Genomic DNA, 23,204 nt, shown 5'->3' with positions numbered 1-23,204 from the left:
ATTCCTTCACGAGTTATCTGTGAGAGTATATTACAAGAAAAAATGAAATAAAGCAATAAAATTGTTATTAATTTTAGGAATAGTTTTTTTAAAGATAAGGGAGTTTCATCATGACAACGAACTTTGACTATTTGAAAAAAGAACAGAAATTCAACAGCTTTTCAGATGTTGCTATTTCTGCTGAAAAGATCATACTTATGGATCCTGAAGCCAGCATCATCAATAGTCGTCGTGCCATGGAATTTGCCGTGAAGTGGATGTATTCCGTTGATAAGGATTTGGCGATGCCGTATCAGGACAATCTCCAAAGTCTTATGAATGGAGAGGAGTTCAGAGATCTCGTGGGACCGGATATCTGGAAACGCATGGACTTTATAAGAAGATGCGGGAACAATGTTGCTCACAGCGGAAAGAGGCTTGGCCGTGATGAGGCCATGCTCTGTCTTGAAAATCTCTTCATATACCTTGACTATATTGCATACTGCTATTCGGAAGAGTATGAAGAACGGGAATTCACCAAAAATCATATTGATGAAAGAATCAGGAAAAGTAAGGAATCCCGTGAACAGTCAGCTGCAACTAAGGCTGAACTTGAAAAGGAAATAGCAAATGCCGCTCGTAAAGAGCTGGATTTAAAGAAGCTTAGGGAGGAGAATGAGTCTCTCAAAGAAGCATTATCCGCTCAAAGAGCTGAGAAGCAGCAGACCTATGTTCCGAAACCTTTGGATCTTTCTGAATATAAGACAAGGAAGATCTATATTGACTCTATGCTCATCGGTGCCGGGTGGACCGAAGGAAAAGACTGGCTTAATGAAGTGGAACTCTTCGGAATGCCTAACAAGTCGGAAGAGGGGTATGCGGATTATGTGCTTTATGATGATGCGCATAAGCCACTTGCTGTGGTGGAAGCAAAAAGAACCTGCGTTGATGTGGCAAAAGGACGGCAGCAGGCTAAGCTTTATGCGGATATCATCGAGAAGGAGTGTGGCAGAAGACCTGTTGTTTTTTTGACTAATGGCTTTGATACAAGAATAATTGATAATCAGTATCCGGAACGAAAGGTTTCTGAAATTTACTCAAAAAGAGATTTGGAGAAGCTTTACAATCTGCAGTCAATGAAGACAAGCTTAAGTCATGTAACTGTAGATAAAAACATTGCCGGCCGATACTATCAGGAGGCTGCCATAAAAGCGGTCTGTGACAGCTTTGACAAGAAGAACAGGAGAAAAGCGCTTCTCGTTATGGCTACAGGTTCCGGCAAAACAAGAACGATTATAGCTCTCTGCAAGGTACTTTTAGATGCTGGATGGGTAAAGAATATTCTGTTCCTCGCTGACCGTAATTCTCTGGTAACCCAGGCTAAACGTAATTTTGTAAATCTGCTTCCGGATCTTTCCTGCACCAATATATGTGAGGAGAAGGATAATTACAATTCTCATTGTGTTTTCTCTACATATCAGACCATGATGGGATGCATCGATACGGTAAAGGACGAAAAGGGAAAGCTGTTCACCAGCGGACATTTTGATTTGCTGATTTGTGATGAGGCCCACAGGTCCATTTACAACAAATACAAAAACATATTTACATACTTTGATGCGCCCCTGGTTGGACTTACAGCTACACCTAAGGATGAGATAGATAAGAATACCTACTCGGTTTTCGAACTTGAAAACGGAGTGCCTACCTATGGCTATGATCTGGCTCAGGCGGTTAAGGACGGGTATCTGGTTGATTATATGTCAGTGGAAACGAAGCTCAAGTTCATAGAAGAGGGTATAAGCTATGCAGAGCTTTCTGAGGAAGAGAAGGCTGTATATGAGGATACCTTTGAGGATGAAAACGGTGAGCTTCCGGAGCGTATCAGCTCTGCGGCCCTCAATACATGGCTTTTTAATGATGACACCATAGAGCAGGTACTGAAAATCCTTATGAGGGATGGCCTGAAGATAAGATATGGTGAGCGGATAGGTAAGACTATAATATTTGCAAAGAACCATGACCATGCTGAGAAGATTCTTGAAGTTTTCAACAGAATGTATCCTGAACTTTCGAAAGGAACAAACGGGCAGGCATTTGCCAAGGTGATCGATAATTATATGACCTATGCACAAAGTGCTATCGATGAATTTTCGGATTCGAAGAAGCTTCCGCAGATAGCTATTTCCGTAGATATGCTTGACACGGGTATAGATGTGCCGGAAGTACTGAATCTGGTTTTCTTTAAGAAGGTCATGAGTAAGGCAAAGTTCTGGCAAATGATAGGTCGCGGAACCAGGCTTTGCCCGGGACTTATAGATGGAGAAGATAAGAGTAAGTTCTATATCTTTGATTTCTGCGGTAACTTTGAGTTCTTTAGGATGGGTGCAGGAAAGGCAGTATCAAACGTAATAGCAATTCATGGTGCGGTATTTAATCTGGAATTTCAGATAGCTTATAAACTTCAGGATATAAACTATCAGGTTGACAAGCTGATAGAATACAGAAAACGTCTTGTGGAAACCATGAGTGGAAAGGTGAAAGAACTTAATCGAGAGAACTTTGCGGTGCGGCAGCATATAAAGTATGTTGATTTGTATTCATCCGAGAGTAACTATAACTTACTTTCTTATGAAGATACACTTTTGGTCAGAGAGGAAGTGGCTCCTCTTATACTTCCTGATGGCGATGAAATTTCGGCAGTTCGTTTTGATGCCTTAATGTATGGGTTGGAACTGGCTGAGCTTATGGGGCGTGGATACGGACGATTAAAGTCTGATCTTATGAAGAAAGTGAGCAGTATAGCTTCTGTTGCCAATATTCCTGAGATTCAAGCGCAAAAGGATTTAATTACAAGGATTCTTGACACAGATTATGTTGAACGGGCAGGAATTGAGGATTTTGAGCATATAAGAGAAAAACTCAGAAATCTCATGAAGTATCTGCCTCATGATAAGGTACGATATGACACGGATTTTACGGATGACATTTTAGATGTGCAGTGGAATGCTTCCGAACTCGATAATGATGAACTAAAGAACTATAAGGCAAAGGCGGAATACTACATCAGACAGCATCAGGATAACATTGTCATAGCGAAGTTGAAATCCAACAAACCGCTAACATCTTTTGATATTGAAGCTCTGGAGAATATTCTTTGGAAAGAGGTCGGGACCAAAGAAGATTATGAGAAAGAGTATGGACAGAAACCGCTCGGCGAATTTGTACGTAGTATAGTAGGGCTTGATATGAATGCTGCAAAGGAGGCATTTTCACAGTTTTTGGAGAATTCGAGTCTTGATTCGAGGCAGATTTATTTTGTGAATCAGATAGTCGAATATATCGTCCATAACGGAATGCTTACAGATTTCAGTGTTCTTCAGGAGTCACCGTTTACGGATCAGGGAAGTGTAGTTGATATCTTTACGGATCTTTCTGTTTGGGCATCCATCAGAAAAGTCATAGACGGTATAAATCAAAATGCCGGAGCTGTGGCGTGATCAAACATTGAATAATAAAAACTTTGGTGCTATCATGGTTAGCGAAAGCTAACCGGGCTCTGCGCAAAGTAATTTAATACGTGAGGAGTCGGAAACCGGCTTCTCACCGAGGGTATAAGAGCTGAGTATGAGAATGCGGAAGCTGCATAGGACATATATGATGGCGCCAGAGTGAAGGCGTGATACTTACAAAATAATTACGAATGTTATAGAACAGACTTTTTTTGTTAAAGCCTGTTCTTTTTTTGTATGGATAAATTCAGCCAAAGTAATACGCAGATAAGGTAACATTAGAAGCATAAATGGAGGATCAGGTTAATGAGGGAATTTAAGAGTAGAAAAAGAAATGACGATACGGAGGAAAGACAGGACTTAAAGGAAAGGATTCTGGACTTTGTTGCCGGTAATCAGAAAAAGGTAATGATCCTTGCCGTAACTTTTGGAGCGATTATTACATTTTCGCTCGGCATGCTGACTGTTCATATGATGAACAGAGCGACTGTCGGTACAGATATAAAGCAGCAGGTGGCTGAGGTTGAAACCACCGGGGAGATAATTAAAATAACAAGCGATGAAGGACTCACCATATCATCCGATGATAATTCGGAGGAGGAAACTGCGGCAATACAGGAAAAGGGAAACGAGAATACTGTAAACGGCAAAGAAAAAGTTTCTTCTGATGCTTCAAAGGCAGCCGGTGAAGGAACTGCGAAGGCAGACGCATCAAAAACATCAGGGACAGGCTCATCGGCAAAGACTCAGAGTGCTTCATCACAGGCAGGCAGTGAGAATGCTTCTAAACAGTCCGCATCAGCTTCTGCGGCTGCTTCTTCAGGAGATACAGTTAAGGGCACATTTGATACGGCTTCTGCGAAGTTCGATAAGAATTCGGACGGAAGTGAAGTAAAGAAAGAAGAGACTTATCTTGTGCTCAACAATGAGAGTGAGACCAAAGCATCACATGACGTGATAGGTGAGGCTCCTACCGGAGAGACAGAGGCGGCAACCAAGGAGACGGTTTCATCTTCATCAGACTCCGGTGAAAGCACGGTTGAGCTTCCTTTTGACAAGAAGAAACTCACTGTTCTTGTATATATGATAGGATCATCTCTTGAGTCGAAATCAAACCTTGCGGCCAACAGCATCGTTACCATGCTGACAGGAAACGTGGATACCAACAAGGTCAATGTCATCATCGAGACAGGCGGAACAAAGAAGTTCCACAATATCTCCACTGCAGATCATAAGTTCGACGAGTCGAAGATCCAGCGATGGCTTGTAGACGGAACCAAGCTCAGATTCCTTGGAAATGCCGGAGAAGCAGAGGGAAACAGCATGACTTCGGGAGAGACATTGGAATCCTTCTTAAAATATGCAAAGAAGAACTTCCCTGCCGGAAGATATGAGGCGGTTCTCTGGGGCCAGGCCGGAGGCCCTGTAAACGGATTCGGATATGATGAGGTAAATTCATCTTCGGGCCAGCTTTCGGTTTCAGGCATTTCAAATGCACTGTCCAATGCCGAGATGGATCTTGACCTTCTTCTTTTTGACGCGAGACTTATGGGTGCCATGGAGTCGGGATATGCCCTTGCTTCTCATGTGGATTATATGATTGCCTCTGAGGACAATGAGTATTCCATTGGCCTTAACTATACCAACTGGTTCAACGGAATCAGTAATGATCCGTCCATGTCGGCAATCGATCAGGGAAAAATCATCCTTGATGATTTTATAAAGGACAACAAGGGTAAGGGCGACGGTATGCAGAATGTTGTAGGCGCGTACTCAGTCATAGACCTTAAGGCATTGAAGCGCAATACTTCGGATAAGTTAAAGAATCTTGCAGAGCTTCTCAAGGCGGCTGAAAAGACAGAAGACGGAAGAGATCATCTGAGACAGGCCGGAAAAGAAGCTTATGAATTTGCCGAAGCATACAGCTATGATCTTGTGGATATCTGCAGTTTCCTTTCTGCCATTGAAGAGAACTATAAAGGAGAGGGACAGAACGGAATAGACTATGGCGAGATAAGAGATGCGGCGAAATCTTTGAAGGCATCTGTGGAGAAGGCGGTGGAAGTGTGCCGCTATGTTACTCCGGATGATGACGGCGGAGTATCCGGACTCACCATTTATTTCCCTCAGCAGGATACAGATTCCGAAAAGAAAAAGAGTATGATATCAAGATATGAGGATCTATCCTTCAGCACCTCATATCAGCAGCTTATAAAGCAGTATGCGCATTGACGAAAAAAATGCAGGACATAAGGGCTGATTAGGAGATATTACACATAAGAAATGCTGATATAACAAAAATAAAGCGGCTGATAAAGAAATTTCAATAGAATATCGGTTATATGAAGAAAAAAGGAGGGTTGATTTTAAATCCTCCTTTTGTTATACTCGTTAAAATTTTATAACAAATACATACAACGTTGACTCGCTCGAGATCCTTTTTTCATTGGATTTGGGCATTTTTTTTAGGCAAAGGCAGTGTTGCGGCTGATTAGAGCTCAGCATTTCAGTCGGTGACTGTGGAAACAGTCAGAGACAAAAACTGTTATGCCTTAGGCGTTATCGAAAGGAGATTCTCATGGCCAAGATCATAGGTGATGGCATTACATTTGATGATGTGCTTCTCGTTCCTCAGTATTCAGAGGTGGTTCCAAATTCTGTTGATGTTTCAACTTATCTCACAAAGTCCATTAAGTTAAACATTCCGTTCATTTCCGCAGGTATGGATACAGTTACGGAGCATCAGATGGCTATTGCTATGGCACGTTGCGGCGGTATAGGTATCGTTCACAAGAACATGTCCATCGAGCAGCAGGCAGAAGAGGTAGATATGGTTAAGCGTTCTGAGAACGGCGTAATCACAGATCCTTTCTTCCTGAGCCCTGAGCATACACTTAAGGATGCCAACGACCTTATGGCCAAGTTCAAGATCTCCGGCGTACCTATCACAGTGGATCGTAAGCTTGTAGGTATCATCACAAACAGAGACCTCGTATTTGAAGAGAACTTCAACAAGCAGATCAAGGAGTGCATGACTTCCGAGAATCTCGTTACTGCAAAGGAAGGAACAACTGTTGAGGAAGCTAAGCAGATCCTCGCAAGAGCAAAGGTTGAGAAGCTCCCTATCGTTGATGATGAAGGAAACCTCAAGGGTCTCATCACGATAAAGGATATCGAGAAGCAGATGAAGTATCCGAATTCAGCAAAGGATTCCCAGGGAAGACTTCTTTGCGGTGCTGCTCTCGGAATCACTGCCAATGTTGTTGATCGTGCAGCTGAGCTCGTTAAGGCACACGTTGACGTAGTTGTACTTGATTCTGCTCACGGACACAGCGGAAACGTTATCAAGTGCGTATCTCTCCTTAAGGAGAAGTTCCCTGACCTTCAGATCATTGCAGGTAACGTTGCTACCGGCAAGGCTACAGAGGATCTCATCAAGGCCGGAGCTGACTGCGTAAAGATCGGTATCGGACCTGGATCTATCTGTACTACACGTGTAGTTGCAGGTATCGGTGTTCCTCAGATCTCAGCGGTTATGAGTGCTTACGAAGTATCTTCAAAGTACGGAATTCCAATCATCGCAGATGGTGGTATCCAGTACTCAGGTGATGTTGTTAAGGCTATCGCTGCCGGTGGAAACACAGTTATGATGGGTTCAGTATTTGCAGGCTGTGACGAGGCTCCGGGTGAGTTCGAGCTTTATCAGGGACGTAAGTACAAGGTATACAGAGGCATGGGTTCCATGGGTGCCATGAAGCAGAAGAACGGCTCAGCAGACCGTTACTTCCAGGCCAATGCCAAGAAGCTGGTTCCTGAAGGAGTTGAGGGACGAGTTGCATACAAGGGCAAGGTTGAGGATACCATCTTCCAGTTCGTTGGAGGACTCAGAGCAGGTATGGGTTACTGTGGTGCCAAGGATATCCCTACACTCCAGAAGACAAGTGAGTTCGTAAAGATTTCAAGTGCTTCACTCAAGGAGTCACATCCACATGATATTCATATCACAAAGGAAGCTCCTAACTATTCAGTAGAGGATAATGGCTAATATCCGCATTTCAACGAAATGCGGATGCCCCCAGGCGGCGAGGCTGTTTCGGCGTAAGCCGAAATCAAACGAAAATGCCCGGCGCGAAGCGCCATTTAATGGCATTTTCTCATTGCTAATATCCGCATTTCAACGAAATGCGGATGCCCACCCAGATAATAAAGGCTGTTCCTTTCGGAACAGCCTTTTATATTAATGTCTATTTCTGTGTGATATAATATGCAGGCAAATAAATCACTGGGAGGTTTCCATGGTAGAAGGATTTATAAGAGTGGCATCGGCAACACCGAAGATAAAGGTTGCGGATGTTTCGTTTAATAGAGATGCTGTTTTAAAATATATTGATGAAGCGGAGAAGCATGGAGTCAGGCTCATTGTATTTCCGGAGCTGGTGCTGACAGCATACACCTGTGCAGATCTGTTCCATCAGACGGTGCTTATTGACAAGACCATGAAGGCGCTGGATGAGATTGCGGAAGCAACAAGAGGAAGAGGTATGGTCGCAGTGGTGGGAACACCCTATCTCATGGATCATAAGCTTTATAACTGTGCAGCGGTTCTTCACGACGGACATATTCTGGCTGTTATTCCAAAGAAGAACCTTCCGAATTACGGTGAGTTCTATGAAAGAAGATGGTTCACGCCGGGCAGAGAGGAAGTAAGATATATCACCCGGACATCCGCAGTGACGAAGGAGGTTTACACCATTCCATTCGGAATGAACATCCTTCTTGAAGCGGAGGATTTTCCGGAGTTCATACTTGCTGCTGAGATCTGCGAGGATATCTGGGTTCCGAATCCGCCGTCAACCACCCACGCTCTTGCGGGAGCTACTGTTATTGCCAATACTTCCGCATCGGATGAGACCGTCGGAAAAGACAGTTACCGCCGTGAACTTATCCGTTCCGCAAGTGCCCGTCTTGTAGCAGCCTATGTTTATACCAATGCCGGAGAAGGTGAGTCCAGCACCGACCTTGTTTTCGGAGGGCAGGACATAATCGCAGAAAACGGCACCATCCTTAAGGAAGGAAACAGATTTGAAACAGGGCTCTATATAGCAGATGTGGATCTTCAGAAGATAGTTCAGGAAAGAGCACGTATCACAACATATCCGGATATCGATGAATGTCTCAGAGACAGGTATGATGTGGTGAGATTTTCCTTCAATAATCCCGGAGACGCGACTATGCCGGAAGAAAAGCCATTCTCTGAGGGAGCAGCTGCCGGTGATTCGGAAAAACATGAAGAGACAGGAAAGTCATTAAAGAATAAGCTTCTCCTTGATGCTGCTGATCTCAGAAGATTTGTGGATCCGAAGCCCTTCGTTCCGGGAAATGTGCTGGAAAGAAATCAGCGCTGCGATGAGATCTTTACCATTCAGGCCATGGGGCTTAAGAAGAGGCTGGAGCATATCGGCTGCAAGAGCGCAGTGATCGGAATATCCGGAGGACTCGACTCGACCCTGGCCCTTCTCGTAACAGCGAGAGCTTTTGACATGGCGGGGATTCCGAGAGAGAACATCATTTCGGTCACCATGCCTGCCTTCGGAACAACGGACCGTACCTATAACAATGCTGTTACACTGACAAAAAGGCTCCACGCAACACTCCGTGAGATAAACATTAAAGCTGCGGTTCTTCAGCATTTTAAGGACATCGGTCATGATCCCGAGGATCATTCCGTGACTTATGAGAATTCCCAGGCCAGAGAGCGTACCCAGATTCTTATGGATATCGCGAACCAGACAGACGGAATCGTCATCGGCACCGGGGATCTCAGTGAGCTGGCTCTCGGCTGGGCAACCTACAATGGTGATCATATGTCCATGTATGCCGTTAATGCAGGTGTTCCGAAAACACTTGTGAGATACCTTGTGAAATTCGTTGCCGATACATCGGAGGATAAAGATTTAAGCTCATGTCTCAATGATATCTTTGAGACTCCGGTTAGCCCTGAGCTTCTTCCGCCTACAGGTGACGGTCAGATATCCCAGAAGACAGAGGATCTGGTGGGACCATATGAGCTCCACGATTTCTTCTTATATCAGATACTTCGTTTCGGATTCAGCCCGAAGAAGGTATATGCGCTGGCGCTTAAAGCATTTTCTGAAGAAAACCAGAAATCAGCAGGGATTTCCGAGGTGGAAACCTATGATGCCGGGACCATATATAAGTGGCTTAACAAGTTCTACTGGAGGTTCTTTTCACAGCAGTTTAAGAGAAGTTGTCTTCCGGATGGCCCAAAGGTTGGTTCTGTTGCCGTATCGCCCCGGGGTGATTTGAGGATGCCCAGTGATGCGGTGGCGAAGCTTTGGGTAGAAGAGCTGGAAGAAATATAAAAAAAGAATTTTTTTTAGTTGAAAAAGTCTAAATAGTGAGCAATATTTATAGTGCACACTTTTTAGACTTTTTTATTGTCTTTGTATCATATGGGGTAAAAATTGGAAAAAATCACATCTACCGGAAACAAGTTCATAAAGGAAGTGAGAGAGCTTGAAAAGAAAGCCAGGGCGAGACGCGAGAGCGGTTTTTTTGTCGCTGAAGGTGAAAGGCTCTGCAGTGAGATTCCTTATGAAAATATAGTACGGGTATTTGTGACTCCCGATTATAAAGGACGTATGCCTAAGGGCATGGCGGCGGATGAAAAAGGTAATGCTGCATCAGGAAAGGTTCCTGTATTCGAAGTTTCAGACCAGGTCATGGAGTACATGTCGGATACCAAGACCAGTCAGGGGATACTCGCAGTTGTAAGGCAGAAGCATTATAAAGCTTTATCCGGAGATTTCTTTATAATTTTGGATACTCTTCAGGATCCCGGCAATATGGGAACTATATTCAGAACGGCTGAGGCAGCAGGTGTTGATGGCATAGTCATGAACCGTAACTGCGTAGATATTTATTCGCCGAAGGTCGTCAGGGCAACCATGGGTGCCATGTTTCGTATGCCCTTCCTTATAAGTGAGGATCTTCCTGCCGAGATAAACAGGATGAAGAGTCAGGGGGTTTCCGTTTATGCGGCTCATCTCAAGGGAGAAAAGAAGCATTGGGAGTTTGATTACAAGACGCCTACTGCATTTATGATAGGAAATGAAGGCAATGGTCTGAGTGATGAGATTGCAGCATTGGCAGATTCGTATCTGAGGATTCCGATGATGGGAGAAACAGAGTCGTTAAATGCAGCTGTTGCAGCAACTGTATTGATGTATGAGGCAGTCAGACAACGTGCATAGGTAAAAAATTCTTGAGCAGGTATAAAGATAACCTGTCATGCATTTTCAGTCATTCGCCGGTACCGGCGGATTATACGGTAATATGCCGGGGGATCATGTTTTCGTGATCTGTGTGTGGAGTGGCTGATACAAGTGAGGAGGAAGCTATGATAGATTTGACCGGAAGAGATTTTTTGAAACTTCTTGACTATTCACCTGAGGAGATCAATTATCTTCTCGATATCGCCGCTCGTTTAAAGGCTGAGAAGAAGGCGGGTTCAAAGGACGGTAAACCACTGCACGGCGGAGATTTTACCGGAAAGAACATAGCCCTTATCTTTGAGAAAAACTCCACAAGAACCAGATGCTCTTTTGAAGTGGCTGCATTTGACCTGGGAATGGGGGCAACTTATCTTGGACCCAGCGGTTCACAGATCGGAAACAAGGAATCAATTGCCGATACAGCCAGAGTCCTTTCAAGAATGTACGATGGTATCGAGTATCGTGGATTTGAGCAGGAAATAGTTGAAGAGCTTGCAAAGTACAGTGATGTTCCGGTATGGAACGGCCTCACAAATGAGTTCCATCCTACTCAGATGCTGGCAGACATGCTCACCATTCGCGAGCATAAGGGTGATCTCAAGGGTCTGAAGCTTGTATATATGGGTGATGCCCGTTATAACATGGCTGATTCATATATGGTTACCTGCGCAAAGCTCGGCATGCATTTTGTGGCATGTGCTCCTGAAGAGTACTGGCCAAATAAGGATCTTATAAAGACCTGTCAGGAGGTTGCGGCAGAGAATGGCGCAATTCTTGAATTCACAGAGGATGTGGAGAAGGCTTGTACAGATGCGGATGTGATCTGCACCGATGTATGGGTATCCATGGGAGAGCCTGACGCGGTGTGGGAGAAGAGAATACGTGATCTTGGTCCGTATCAGGTGAATGAAAAAGCATTTTCATACGCAAAGAAGGATGCTATTTTCCTTCATTGCCTCCCGGCTTTCCATGATACCAATACAAGAATCGGAAAGCAGATATATGAAAAGTACGGACTTAAAGAAATGGAAGTTACAAATGAGATCTTTGAGTCAGAGCATAGTGTTGTGTTTGACGAGGCTGAGAACCGGATGCATACAATCAAGGCTGTGGTCTATACGACACTTGGAGGAAAATAAGGAGGTTAGATGGCAAAAGTTAATACCGTATCACGAGGGACATCAAGACAGCTTGATATCGTTCATATAGTTCTGGGTGTCATCATTGCAGTTATGGCAATCATGGCATTTACGAATCCGGTTGAGAACATGGTGTTGTTCCCTTTGATTTTTTTCGCTGCGGCTATTTTGAAGATAGTCTGTGGTGTTACGGTGATAATAGGCGCCAACTCGGATCATGACCGGAAGTTTCATGTAAGAGGATCTTTTCAGATATTTATAGGAGTGATCATTTTGGGGATAGGGATCATTTCTGCAGTATCTATTTGGTTCTGAGGGACGCGGCAGTGAAATTCTGCAGGTGTTCCGCAATCGATGATTATCGAAAAAATATCCGGGTCGTAGACATTGAGCACTTTTAGATGACTATGATCTAAAAAGGAGTAGAGGATGGCTAATAAAAAAACAATAGACGAGGCAGCTTCCAATGTTTCAGGCAAGAAAGAACTCAGCAAAGAGGAGCTTGTAAAGAAGATCGAGGCTCTCTGCAAGAAGGCACTGAAGAACAAAAATTCCATCGATCAGGCTGATATAAATGAGATGTTCGCAGAGGATAAGGTCACTGAGGAGCAGATGGAAAACATCGGAAGACTGATAGAGAACCGGGGAATAGAGATCAATCCTATCGTCGACGAAAGCCTTTTGAAAGTTATGGAAGCAGGGGTGCTTTCGGTTGATTCCGATGACGACATCGAACCTATTGATGATGAGCTTGAAAAAGAGGAAGAGGAAAGTGTAGATCTTGATGCGGTAGATCTGCTGGAAGGAATCGGAACGGAAGATCCGGTTCGTATGTACCTTAAGGAGATAGGTACAGTTCCACTGCTTACCGCAGATGAGGAATACAGTCTTGCCATGCGTAAGGCGAACGGAGATGAGGATGCAAAACAGCGTCTCATCGAGGCGAACCTTCGTCTGGTTGTTTCCATTGCAAAGAGATATACCGGTAGAGGCATGAGCTTCCTTGATCTTGTGCAGGAGGGAAATCTGGGACTTATCAAGGGTGTTGAGAAGTTTGATCCCGAGAAAGGATTTAAGCTTTCGACTTATGCAACATGGTGGATCCGTCAGTCGGTAACCAGAGCTCTTGCTGATCAGGCCAGAACCATTCGTGTTCCTGTTCATATGGTTGAGACCATCAACAAGATGTCAAAGATGCAGCGTAAGCTGACACTGGAGCTTGGATATGAGCCAAGTGTAAAGGAGCTTGCAGATGCACTTGAGATGACAGAGGAGAAGGTGCAGGAAATCATGCAGATCGCACGTGAGCCGGCATCTCTGGAGACACCTATCGGTGAAGAGGATGATTCAAATCTTGGGGATTTTGTTGCTGATAACAATATCGTATCTCCGGAGGGAAATGTTGAATCTGTAATGCTTCGTGAGCACATCGATACCTTGCTTGAAGACTTGAAAGAGCGTGAGCGTCAGGTTATAGTTCTCAGATTTGGACTTGAGGACGGACATCCCAGAACCCTTGAAGAGGTTGGTAAGGAGTTCAATGTAACCCGTGAACGTATACGTCAGATTGAAGCGAAGGCCTTAAGAAAGCTTCGTAATCCGGTGCGTTCAAAGAGAATCAGAGATTTTTTACAGTGATTCTGTTCTTGAAATTCAGAAAACATATAGTGTATAATTGCAGCCGGCTCTTTTTGAGCCGGCTTTGTCAGTTAAGAGGATTAATAAGTGGAATATATCAAACCTGAACCAAATACAAAAAATTATCAGCAGATGCTGGATAAGATTATAGAGTCCTGGCAGAATGATCCTGAAAAGAGTGTAAGAAGACCCAGACTTCTTATGCACAGCTGCTGTGCTCCCTGTTCAAGCGCTGTGCTGGATTATCTTTGCAGATATTTTGATATAACATTGTTTTACTATAATCCCAATATATCCACTGAGAAGGAGTTTGATCACAGAGTTTCGGAGCTGAAAAGACTTATACATGAGATGGGTATAGACGTGGAAAGAACCGATGAAGCGGGAGTAAAGCTCGGAGCTGTTTCGGTGGTGGTACCGGCCTATGACCATAAGGAGTTTTTGAGCATTGCCAAGGGACATGAAAAGGATCCTGAGCGAGGCGAGAGATGTCATCTTTGTTATCGGCAGAGGCTTGAAAAGACTGCGGATTATATGGATGAAATGAGAAGTAAAGCTTCGGAGAGTAATGAAGATCCGGTTCAGGCGTACGATTATTTCTGCACTACACTTACCATATCACCGATGAAGTCTGCGGAGATACTCAATGTTATCGGAGCTGAAGTAGGAGAAAGACATGATGAGAATTTCCTGCCTTCGGATTTTAAGAAAAAGGGCGGATATCAAAAATCTATAGAATTGTCCGGAAAATATGATTTATACAGACAGAATTTCTGCGGCTGTGAGTTTTCAAAAGCTGCCGGTGAGCGTGAACGTGCAGAGCGGAAGGTTTTTAATCAGGAACACGCCTGACGATGGTTGATATTGGTGGAAATTCGATTGATTTTGATGTACAATGCACCTTAATGGACGGTATGTGCATTTAGAATTTTATTATTGTTAGAAGAGGAAGACACATGGTATCAGGAGAAGTATCCGTAGTAAATGAATCAGGATTACATCTTAGACCTGCAGGAGTATTGACACAGACCTGCATTAAGTATAAAAGTAATATATATTTGTATAACGGTGATCGAAAGATCGTTGCGAAATCTGTTCTTAATGTTATGGCTGCCGGCGTAAAGCAGGGAGCACATCTCAGAGTAGAGTGTGAGGGACCTGATGAGGCAGAGGCACTTGAGGCTGTTATCGAGGCGATTTCTTCAGGACTTGGAGAAGGCAAGGAGTACAGCAGTCAGGACAGATTGTATTGAATCAGATGGAATTATGCCTTCGCGAAGAGCATTTAATGGCATTTTTTCGATGTAAAATTTGGTTGGTAAGCAGGTAACGGGCACTTAATAAGGGGTGTTGGCTATCTGATTAAAAAAAGCGCGGCTGGGAGTGAACTCCCAGCCGCGTTCTATATACGCATTTCTGCGAAATGCGCATGACGCTTGTCAAATCTCTTCAACAGCCTTTACTGCATCCTTTATCTCAGGGAGGTCGATGGCCTCAACGGCACCGGCATCCATATAAGCTGAATTCTTAGGATCCATAGGTAACTTGGCAAGTACCTTAAGGTTGTTCTCGGCTGCAACCTCGTCGATATGACTCTCGCCGAAGACATTGATCGTCTCTCCGCAGTGAGGGCACTTGAGATATGACATGTTCTCGATGATTCCGATGATAGGTACATTCATCTTTGTGGCCATGTTGACAGCTTTCTTTACGATCATGGATACAAGCTCCTGAGGAGATGTAACGATGATGATTCCGTCAACAGGAAGTGACTGGAATACTGTGAGAGGAACATCACCTGTTCCGGGGGGCATATCCACGAACATGAAGTCGATGTCCTTCCAGTTCACCTCTGACCAGAACTGCTTAACCGCCTGAGCAATGAGTGAACCTCTCCAGATGATAGGATCTGTTTCGTTTTCAAGTAAAAGATTGGAAGAAATGATCTGAATTCCGTTTGCGGATCTGTCAGGAATCATCAGCTTTCCGTCTTCTGTAACACCTACACCGTCATTTGAAAGTCCGAATGCCTTAGGAATAGAAGGTCCGGTGATGTCGGCGTCAATGATAGCGGTTTTGTATCCGGCTTTATTTACGCCCGAAGCCAGGAGAGAGGTAACGGTTGACTTGCCGACTCCGCCCTTTCCGGAAACAATTCCGATAACCTTTTTTACGCTGCATCCATCAGCGAGTTTTGCCTTGAAATCAGGTGTTCCGCCATTTCTGGATGGACAGTTGCTTCCACAGGAACTGCAGTTGGAATCGCAGGAACCGGGTGTCTTGTTCTCTAAATCTGCCATATATATAAACTCCTTCTGAAAAAATCGTCACAGGTTTTAGTTTTATAATGCCGATGTCATTCCTTCAGACATCGCATATCCCCTGAAACTTGATCTCTGAGCGTTAATGTTCGATTGCGCTCAATGAATGATTCTACCATAGAAAAAGGCCATCGTCCATGAGACGATGGCCTAAATACAGTACATAAGTTAAGAGTCAGACGTCAGTGTGTACTACAAGCCTGCTTGTAAGGATGCACTGAAATCCGGGCTGTTTAATCCAAAACACTCAGGAATGCATCGAGAGACTTTGAAGTATTTCCTGTATTGAAAACGAAACCGATGTTTCTTGACGGGATAGGGAGCTGTAATGGAAGTTCAACCAGAGTTCCCTCATTGATTTCTTTCTGAACAAGCTCACGAACTACACAGCTTACACCGATGCCTATCTTTGCAAACTCGATGAGAAGATCCATGGTGGTTACTTCAAGGATCTGTGAAGGTTCGATGTTCATGGCCTTGAAATAGTCATCTATATGACGCCTGGTCATATTGTTCTGGTCCAGGAGCATGAGATTGGCTTCTTCAAAGACATTGAAATCAGGACCGCAGATGGATCTCAGATTCTCAAGGTACTGAGGTGTGGCAACGAAAACGTCGTGAATCTGTCTTGAGTGTACGAAACGGATCTCAGGACGTCTTGATTTTGGCTCTGCTGTAAGACCCACATCGATTTTCTTCTGCTCAATGAGGTTAAGTGTCTGAGCTGTAGCCTGGGTATTTACGGACACACGGATATTGGGGAACTTTTCCATAAACTTCTGAAGGTACGGAAGAAGGATATAACGGCACAAAGTGTTTGAAACACCGATCTGAATGTGTCCGATGTTGAACTCCTTCATACGCTTAAGTTCGACTTCTGCATTGTTAATGTTGTCAAATGCATCCTTTATGTACTTATAAAGGATCTGTCCTTCTTCTGTTAATGTTACTCCTCGAGAATTACGGTGGAACAGCTTGGTGTCGAGACCGTCCTCAAGTTTAACAATAGACTTGGAAATCGCCGGCTGTGAAATATAGAGTTTCTTGGCGGCCTTTGAGATATTGCCGCAGCTTGCAACTTCATAAAAAATCTTGTAGCCTGATAAATTCTGATCCATCTTGTGTCCCCCTTCTTTCGGTGCCTGATAAATTCGATGCAAGTGTCAAAACTTACAGTTGCCAGGGAATGGCAGTGTAAGGGATGATCTGCATCGAGAGTAGAAAGGGCAATACGCCCACTTCCTGTGTTGCGCATTGCGATATTCCTCGTATAAATCGAAATCATCAGTAATATAACACAGGTTGCCGCTATAACACAAGATTATTTATTGCATGTATAAATATAACTATGAGGCCCTTGAGACGATTTTTTGGGGTGGTATAATAACTTTAGAACATGATAATCATCATAAACATATATTAGAATTATATAATGGCAGATGTTATAGTTGTTTTAACTGAGTTAATTAAGTGATTTTGCCTAAAATTTGTTAAGTATTTACTGCATAAGTCCGGTATCAGACGGCAAGCTTGCCTGCCGGAATGCACAGACATCTGTAGCATTGCGAGAATTTGTGGCAGGTTTTCGCAGAAAACCTGTCATGCAGCGTCAGCCCTTCGCGAAGCGAACTAAATGGGCTGACGTTCCCAAGAGCGTCAGTGGAGCAATGCGTAAGACTTATGCATCATTTGAACAGGAGATTTATATGGGAAAAGTATTTAAGTACGGAAAGGATGTAGATACAGATCAGATCATCGCGTCTCAGTATCTTCTTTATCCGACCATCGAAGAAATGAAGGTTCACACCTTTGAGTCACTGGATTCTGAGTTCATTAAATGTGTAGAACCCGGAGATTTTATCGTTGCAGATGAAAATTTCGGTTGCGGATCGTCAAGAGAACAGGCTCCCGCAGTGCTGAAGGCCTGCGGAATCAAAGCAGTTATAGCCAAGTCCTTTGCAAGGATCTTTTACCGCAATTCCATAAACCTGGGAGTTCCGGTCATCGTATGCAGCGATATCTATGATCATGTGAAGAACGGAGACGAGCTTATCCTCAACATGGATGAGGGTTATGCGGAGGTTTCCGGCGTGAAGTACAGCTGCACCAAAGTTCCGGAGTATATGAAGAACATCCTCGATCAGGGAGGACTTTTGGCTTCATTGGAGAAGGAGATCTGATATGGGAATGACAATAGCCGAAAAGATAATTGCAAGAGCTGCAGGTGTGGAGGAAGCCCATGCAGGCAATATCTATGTGGTGGAGCTTGACCATCTTATGAGTAATGATGGCACCACACATCTCACTATAGATATGTACAACAAGCTTACGAATAAGAAAATCTACGATAAGAACAAGCTTATCTGGATCATGGATCACAATGTTCCCTGCGACAGTCCGAAAACAGCCGCTTCACAGAAGAAGATGCGTGATTTTGCAAAGGAGAATGGCATCACGCTTCACGAAGGGGACGGAATATGTCATGAGCTGATGATCGAGAAGTACGTAAATCCAAAGGAGCTTATCTTTGGAGCAGACAGCCATACCTGTTCTTACGGGGAACTTGGGGCTTTCGGTACCGGGGTAGGATGTACGGATTATCTTTATGCAATGGTTACAGGAAAGTCATGGGTGCTTGCACCTGAGACTCTGAGATTTAATCTGACAGGTGAACTTACAAACGGCGCCACAGCAAGAGACCTGATACTTACCATTATAGGAAAGATAGGTGCCAATGGAGCTAACTACAAGGCCATGGAATTCGTGGGACCCGGCATGAAGAACCTTACCATGTCAGACAGAATCTGTATCTGTAATCTCTGTGTTGAGGCCGGTGCAAAGACTGCTCTTATGGAGGTTGATGATGTAGCTAAGGATTATCTCAGGGAGCATGGACGTGAGGCCTGTGACGGCTTCGTAAGTGATCCGGATGCAAAATTCGAGAAGGTCTATGACATTGACATGACAGAGATAGTTCCGGTTGTGGCAAAGCCTCATTTCGTTGACAATATTTCTCCCGTTGAAGAAGTGAAGGATGTTGAAATAAACGAAGCTTTTTTAGGCTCCTGCAATAACGGCCGTATCGAAGATCTGAGACTGGGGGCATCCATCATCAAAGGAAAGAAGGTGGCACCGGGAGTCAGATTCCTGGTTTCTCCTGCAAGCCGTGACGTGTACGAAAAGGCTTTGGAGGAAGGAATCATTGACATCTTTATGGAAGCCGGAGCCATAGTGGTGAACTCAAACTGCAGTGTATGCTGGGGAAGCTGCCAGGGTGTTATCGGTGAGGGAGAGACCCTCATCAGTACCGGAACCCGTAACTTTAAGGGCAGAGCCGGAGATAAGAATTCCTTTGTATATCTTGGCTCGGCGGCTACAGTTACCGCATCTGCCATAGCGGGAAAGATCATTGGAGCCGACAGGCTGTAAGATGGGTTACCGACTTTTGACAATTACATCATTATATTTTAGTTGATGGTGAGTCAGGGTATATGAGAATCATATACATGTTTATTGAAGTGGTTTGATACCTCATATGAGGTGGTATTTTTCCGATCCGGAATTTGTTTCAAAAAAGAAATTGGAGGTTTGAATGGCATCATTTACAGGAAAGGTTTTTGTTCTGGGGGATGATATAGATACCGACATCATCATTCCTACAGAGTATCTTGCATTAAAAACTATAGATGATATGCGACAGTATGGATTTTATCCCCTTCGTCCGGAGCTTCCGTCACTGATACAGAAGGGCGACATAATCGTAGCAGGAAACAATTTCGGCTGCGGCTCATCAAGAGAGCAGGCACCGGAGGTCATTAAAGCCCTTGGAGTCAGATGTGTTATCGCGAAGTCCTTTGCAAGAATCTTCTATAGAAATTCTATCAATAACGGACTTCTTCTTATAGAGAGCAGTGATATCCAGGACGTTGTCAGAGAGGGAGACGAGCTCACAGTTATCCCCGGACAGGAGATTCAGCATAAGGGAGCTTCCTATAAAATCGGCTCCCTCCCGGATAATCTCATGGATATCCTGAATGACGGCGGACTTGTGAACGCAATGAAGAAAAGGAACGGAGTTATATAACTGCGCCTTGATTTATCGAAACTGATTAGTGGTGTATAGAGGCTGTACATTCGGAAAAGATTATCATCCGGATGTCGGATAAAACAACATCAACGGATGGAAAAACGAATAAATATGTACTGAAGTACAGGCTGATAATAGAACCACAGAACACAGGACGTTGAATTTGGAGGAAATATGGGAGCAACGCTTATTGAGAAGATCATCAGAAGAAACGTTCATGATGATAGTGTGAAGGCCGGAGACATTGTATTTGTAAAGCCTGACAGAGTTATGATACATGATATTTTCATCCCGTTTGTTGCGGACAAGTTCCGGGAGATGGGATTCAAGAAGGTCTGGGATACCGATAAGGTGGTCATCATTTACGATCACATGGTTCCTGCCAGTCAGGTGGATGATACAAGACACTTCAGACGCGGTGATGAGTTCGCAAAGGAGCAGGGAATAGGGCATATTCACAGAGCTGACGGAATATGCCATCAGCTTATGCCGGAGCTTCGTTATGCGCAGCCCGGAAATATTGTTTTCGGAACAGATTCACATACTGTAACTTATGGTGGCGTAGGAGCCTTTTCCACGGGAATCGGTTATACAGAGATGGCGGGAATCCTTGGAACAGGAGAGCTCTGGATCAAGGTGCCGGAGACCATAAGGATAAACATTAACGGAAAACTGAGAGAGGGAGTTACCTCAAAGGATATCATTTTAAGGATCATTGGAGATCTTACTGCGGCAGGAGCCACCTATAAGGCTATGGAGTTCGCAGGGGATACTGTGAGGGAAATGTCTGTTGCATCAAGGCTTACCATGGCCAATATGACTATCGAGGCCGGTGCAAAGTGCGGACTGTTCTATCCGGATGAGAAGACAGCTGAGTTTTCGGGAGTGCCTTTTGATGAAGAGCACGGATGCTTCACCGATGACAATGACGGAGACTATGCAATGGTACTTGATTATAAAGCAGAGGATTTCGTTCCCGTGGCTGCATGTCCGTCACAGGTTGACAAGATAAGACCCGTTTCGGAGCTTAGGGATATAAAGATCGATCAGGTATTTATCGGTTCATGTACAAACGGCCGTCTTGAGGATCTTCGTGCTGCGGCAGAGATACTTAAAGGAAAGCATGTAGCACCTTTTGTGAAGCTTATCGTAACTCCGGCCAGTCGTTCCGTTTATCTTGATGCGGTTCATGAGGGCATCATGAAGATATTCAATGATGCCGGGGCCATCATCATGAATCCCGGATGCGGTCTTTGCTGTGGACGTTCAGGCGGAATTCTTACTGACGGCGAGACAGTAGTTGCCACAAACAACAGAAATTTCCTCGGACGCATGGGTACCAATAAGGTTAATATCTACCTCGCGTCTCCTGTTACAGCAGCTCACAGCGCGGTGGCAGGATATGTGACAAGCGTTTGAAGATATATTATGTGAAATATCTTGTAATCCGGATGATTCTAATTTATTATTAAGACATAAAGAGTGCTTGCCGTAGACAGTTAGCCCTTTGACAATTAGGTTAAGATAAACCGCTTAGTTTTCCAGGCTGAGGCGGTTTATTTTTTTGCAATCTTATAAACAAGACCGATGATAGCAACGATTAAAATTCCAAACTGGAATAAATCAGAATAACTTACCATGGAGACCTCCTTCCCGGAGGGCTTAACAAATCCCTCCAAATAGAGGGCTAACCGCCTACCGCAAGGGCAAGCACCGTTATGAGTGTATCATGAGAATCAGAAGCAGCATATAGTCTGTTTTTAGACTATATGCTGTTCATGAAGGTAGTAAGAATTATTATTTCTGTGGTGATGACTACATAAAAATCACTATATCTTCAACTTCAGTTGTCTGATGACTGAACGAAGATAGGCTTCTGCCAATTCGCCATCCTGAAACAGCTCCGGTGTAAATTGGGTGAAGGATAGCTTGTCTTTATATTCTTTTAAGAGAGCCGGGGAAAAAATCGGCTCCGTTTCCGGAAGAAAGATGCCGGATACCTTCTGATAACATGTCTTTGCAGTGGCTTTCTTTCTGTGGCTCCGATCCACGAACTCAGCCAAAGATCTGTGTATGGCTCTGTCCTCCATGGGGAGGTAATAGTAGTCACTGTAGTTTGGATAGAAGAACTTTAGCTCTCCTTCATATAGGTCTATGCAAAGGTTGAGCTCCGGGCCGGAAAGATTTATAAACCAGTTTTCGAGGTTTACGTCGATTGGTATAGGAACGGAGATTTCTGTCTTTTCATTGTCTGAATCCCTGAAGCAGCTGTACCTGAGACTTAAAACCCGCCGGTTGTCTGTGGGATGTTTCACTACTTCCTGTGACAGTAATGAAAAATCAGCCTTTAAAGCGTAGATGTAGTTCAGTATAGGAAGCACATTCGGCATATTTTCGATATCTTCGAAGTTGTGAAGCAGGAGACAGTCCAGCAAGTCCTGAGACCTGTCTTTCTGCCACTGAAAGTAGACATTGATGAGTTCCCCACCTGAAAACCTGTCTTCACGATTTATCCCCAGGAACTTTTCACAGGTCTTAAGCTTCAGGTTCTCGAGGCCCAGAAGCTTTTTCAGAGGCCTTATCTTTTTCAGTATGTCATAGCTCTCGACACCGTCAAAGGTGCAGGGCAGTCCATACTGCTCAGCCATATGTGCAAGGAAGGGAATGTCAAAGCCGTCTCCGTTAAAGGATATAAGCACCTTTTTTGAAGACAAAAGGGTGAAAAAGTTTTCGAGTACTGTGACTTCGTCTGCTACGTCCTCGCAAAAATACTGTATGAGCTTCCAGCCGTCATCATAAGTCAGGAGACCTATAAGGTAAAGCCCTGATTTCCATGATGAGAGACCGGTGGTTTCTATATCAAAGAACATGATGTCTTCCACCGGAGCTATAAGAGACAAATCAAATGCTGTTGTCAGTTCTATGTTTTTTTCTATTCGAAGCAAAATAATCCTTTCTCTCAGCAAAACAAATTGTCATAATGAATAGGGTCATGTACGGTTCAATATTTGATCCTTTAAAACGTTATGACCATCAGAAAAATCCGATTGAATCCTGACCGACAGACCGAGTCTAACACAGTATGGAAGGATGGTCAAAAGGATATGTGGCATTCACAGAACATTTGTGCTAACATACTCCCATCTTTGACAGTACAAGTGTCTATTAAGTCTCAGGATTGGCTCTATAAGCCATTCCCGAGACTTTTGTTGATTTTCGCGAAGTGCGTAATT

The 23,204-nt window shown here is 44.0% G+C and carries 18 protein-coding genes; 14 read left to right on the top strand and 4 right to left on the bottom strand.

Annotated elements, in window-relative coordinates; translation table 11 throughout:
• The first annotated feature begins 110 nt into the window (after positions 1-110).
• The 10 genes from T515_RS10670 to T515_RS10625 all read left to right on the top strand — a co-directional run bounded on the left by T515_RS10670 (position 111) and on the right by T515_RS10625 (position 14,816).
• Positions 111-3,479, top strand: a complete 3,369-nt coding sequence (locus T515_RS10670) for a DEAD/DEAH box helicase family protein (protein ID WP_036610866.1) — start codon at positions 111-113, stop codon at positions 3,477-3,479.
• A gap of 318 nt (positions 3,480-3,797) precedes the next feature.
• Positions 3,798-5,723: a clostripain-related cysteine peptidase gene (locus T515_RS10665; protein ID WP_036610864.1), complete on the top strand. Its 1,926-nt coding sequence runs from the start codon at positions 3,798-3,800 to the stop codon at positions 5,721-5,723.
• A 346-nt stretch (positions 5,724-6,069) separates the two neighbouring features.
• Positions 6,070-7,536, top strand: coding sequence for an IMP dehydrogenase (guaB, locus tag T515_RS10660; protein ID WP_036610862.1), 1,467 nt, complete (start codon positions 6,070-6,072; stop codon positions 7,534-7,536).
• A 250-nt stretch (positions 7,537-7,786) separates the two neighbouring features.
• Complete coding sequence (locus T515_RS10655) at positions 7,787-9,874, top strand: NAD(+) synthase (RefSeq protein WP_036610860.1); 2,088 nt, start codon at positions 7,787-7,789, stop codon at positions 9,872-9,874.
• Between the two features lie 102 nt (positions 9,875-9,976).
• Positions 9,977-10,765 carry a TrmH family RNA methyltransferase gene (locus T515_RS10650; RefSeq protein ID WP_036610858.1) on the top strand — a complete coding sequence of 263 codons (789 nt, stop codon included), beginning with the start codon at positions 9,977-9,979 and terminating at the stop codon, positions 10,763-10,765.
• 149 nt (positions 10,766-10,914) lie between these two features.
• Positions 10,915-11,925, top strand: a complete 1,011-nt coding sequence (argF, locus tag T515_RS10645) for an ornithine carbamoyltransferase (protein ID WP_036610931.1) — start codon at positions 10,915-10,917, stop codon at positions 11,923-11,925.
• A gap of 9 nt (positions 11,926-11,934) precedes the next feature.
• On the top strand, positions 11,935-12,240 hold the full coding sequence (locus T515_RS10640; RefSeq protein ID WP_051671650.1) for a DUF6637 family protein: 306 nt from the start codon (positions 11,935-11,937) through the stop codon (positions 12,238-12,240).
• A gap of 114 nt (positions 12,241-12,354) precedes the next feature.
• Complete coding sequence (gene rpoD, locus T515_RS10635; protein ID WP_051671649.1) at positions 12,355-13,563, top strand: RNA polymerase sigma factor RpoD; 1,209 nt, start codon at positions 12,355-12,357, stop codon at positions 13,561-13,563.
• Between the two features lie 87 nt (positions 13,564-13,650).
• Positions 13,651-14,415, top strand: a complete 765-nt coding sequence (locus tag T515_RS10630) for an epoxyqueuosine reductase QueH (RefSeq protein WP_242839366.1) — start codon at positions 13,651-13,653, stop codon at positions 14,413-14,415.
• A 104-nt stretch (positions 14,416-14,519) separates the two neighbouring features.
• Complete coding sequence (locus tag T515_RS10625) at positions 14,520-14,816, top strand: HPr family phosphocarrier protein (protein ID WP_036610856.1); 297 nt, start codon at positions 14,520-14,522, stop codon at positions 14,814-14,816.
• Between the two features lie 186 nt (positions 14,817-15,002).
• Here the strand turns inward: T515_RS10625 and T515_RS10620 are convergent, their stop codons facing one another.
• Positions 15,003-15,863 (bottom strand): Mrp/NBP35 family ATP-binding protein, encoded by an 861-nt coding sequence (locus tag T515_RS10620; protein WP_036610855.1) that lies wholly within the window; start codon positions 15,861-15,863, stop codon positions 15,003-15,005.
• 254 nt (positions 15,864-16,117) lie between these two features.
• Positions 16,118-17,002 carry a LysR family transcriptional regulator gene (locus T515_RS10615; protein ID WP_036610854.1) on the bottom strand — a complete coding sequence of 295 codons (885 nt, stop codon included), beginning with the start codon at positions 17,000-17,002 and terminating at the stop codon, positions 16,118-16,120.
• 588 nt (positions 17,003-17,590) lie between these two features.
• Here T515_RS10615 and T515_RS10610 point away from each other — a divergent pair.
• From T515_RS10610 to T515_RS10595, 4 genes are all read left to right on the top strand, one after another.
• Positions 17,591-18,064 (top strand): LeuD/DmdB family oxidoreductase small subunit, encoded by a 474-nt coding sequence (locus tag T515_RS10610; protein ID WP_036610853.1) that lies wholly within the window; start codon positions 17,591-17,593, stop codon positions 18,062-18,064.
• Between the two features lies 1 nt (position 18,065).
• On the top strand, positions 18,066-19,313 hold the full coding sequence (locus T515_RS10605) for a 3-isopropylmalate dehydratase large subunit (protein WP_036610852.1): 1,248 nt from the start codon (positions 18,066-18,068) through the stop codon (positions 19,311-19,313).
• A 163-nt stretch (positions 19,314-19,476) separates the two neighbouring features.
• The gene (locus T515_RS10600) at positions 19,477-19,968 is read left to right on the top strand and encodes a LeuD/DmdB family oxidoreductase small subunit (RefSeq protein ID WP_036610851.1); all 492 of its coding nucleotides are present in this window, start codon (positions 19,477-19,479) and stop codon (positions 19,966-19,968) included.
• Between the two features lie 177 nt (positions 19,969-20,145).
• Positions 20,146-21,390, top strand: coding sequence for a 3-isopropylmalate dehydratase large subunit (locus tag T515_RS10595; protein ID WP_036610848.1), 1,245 nt, complete (start codon positions 20,146-20,148; stop codon positions 21,388-21,390).
• Between the two features lie 137 nt (positions 21,391-21,527).
• Here T515_RS10595 and T515_RS18465 read toward each other — a convergent pair whose 3' ends face one another.
• Both T515_RS18465 and T515_RS10590 read right to left on the bottom strand, forming a co-directional pair.
• On the bottom strand, positions 21,528-21,611 hold the full coding sequence (locus T515_RS18465; protein WP_242840089.1) for a putative holin-like toxin: 84 nt from the start codon (positions 21,609-21,611) through the stop codon (positions 21,528-21,530).
• A 189-nt stretch (positions 21,612-21,800) separates the two neighbouring features.
• Positions 21,801-22,916 (bottom strand): ribonuclease H-like domain-containing protein, encoded by a 1,116-nt coding sequence (locus T515_RS10590; protein ID WP_036610843.1) that lies wholly within the window; start codon positions 22,914-22,916, stop codon positions 21,801-21,803.
• Positions 22,917-23,204: the final 288 nt, after the last annotated feature.

The sequence above is a fragment of the Oribacterium sp. P6A1 genome (assembly GCF_000702885.1).
GTDB lineage: Bacteria > Bacillota > Clostridia > Lachnospirales > Lachnospiraceae > Oribacterium.
Note: the sequence above shows the minus strand (reverse complement) of the source record. Positions and strands in the feature narration are given on the sequence as shown.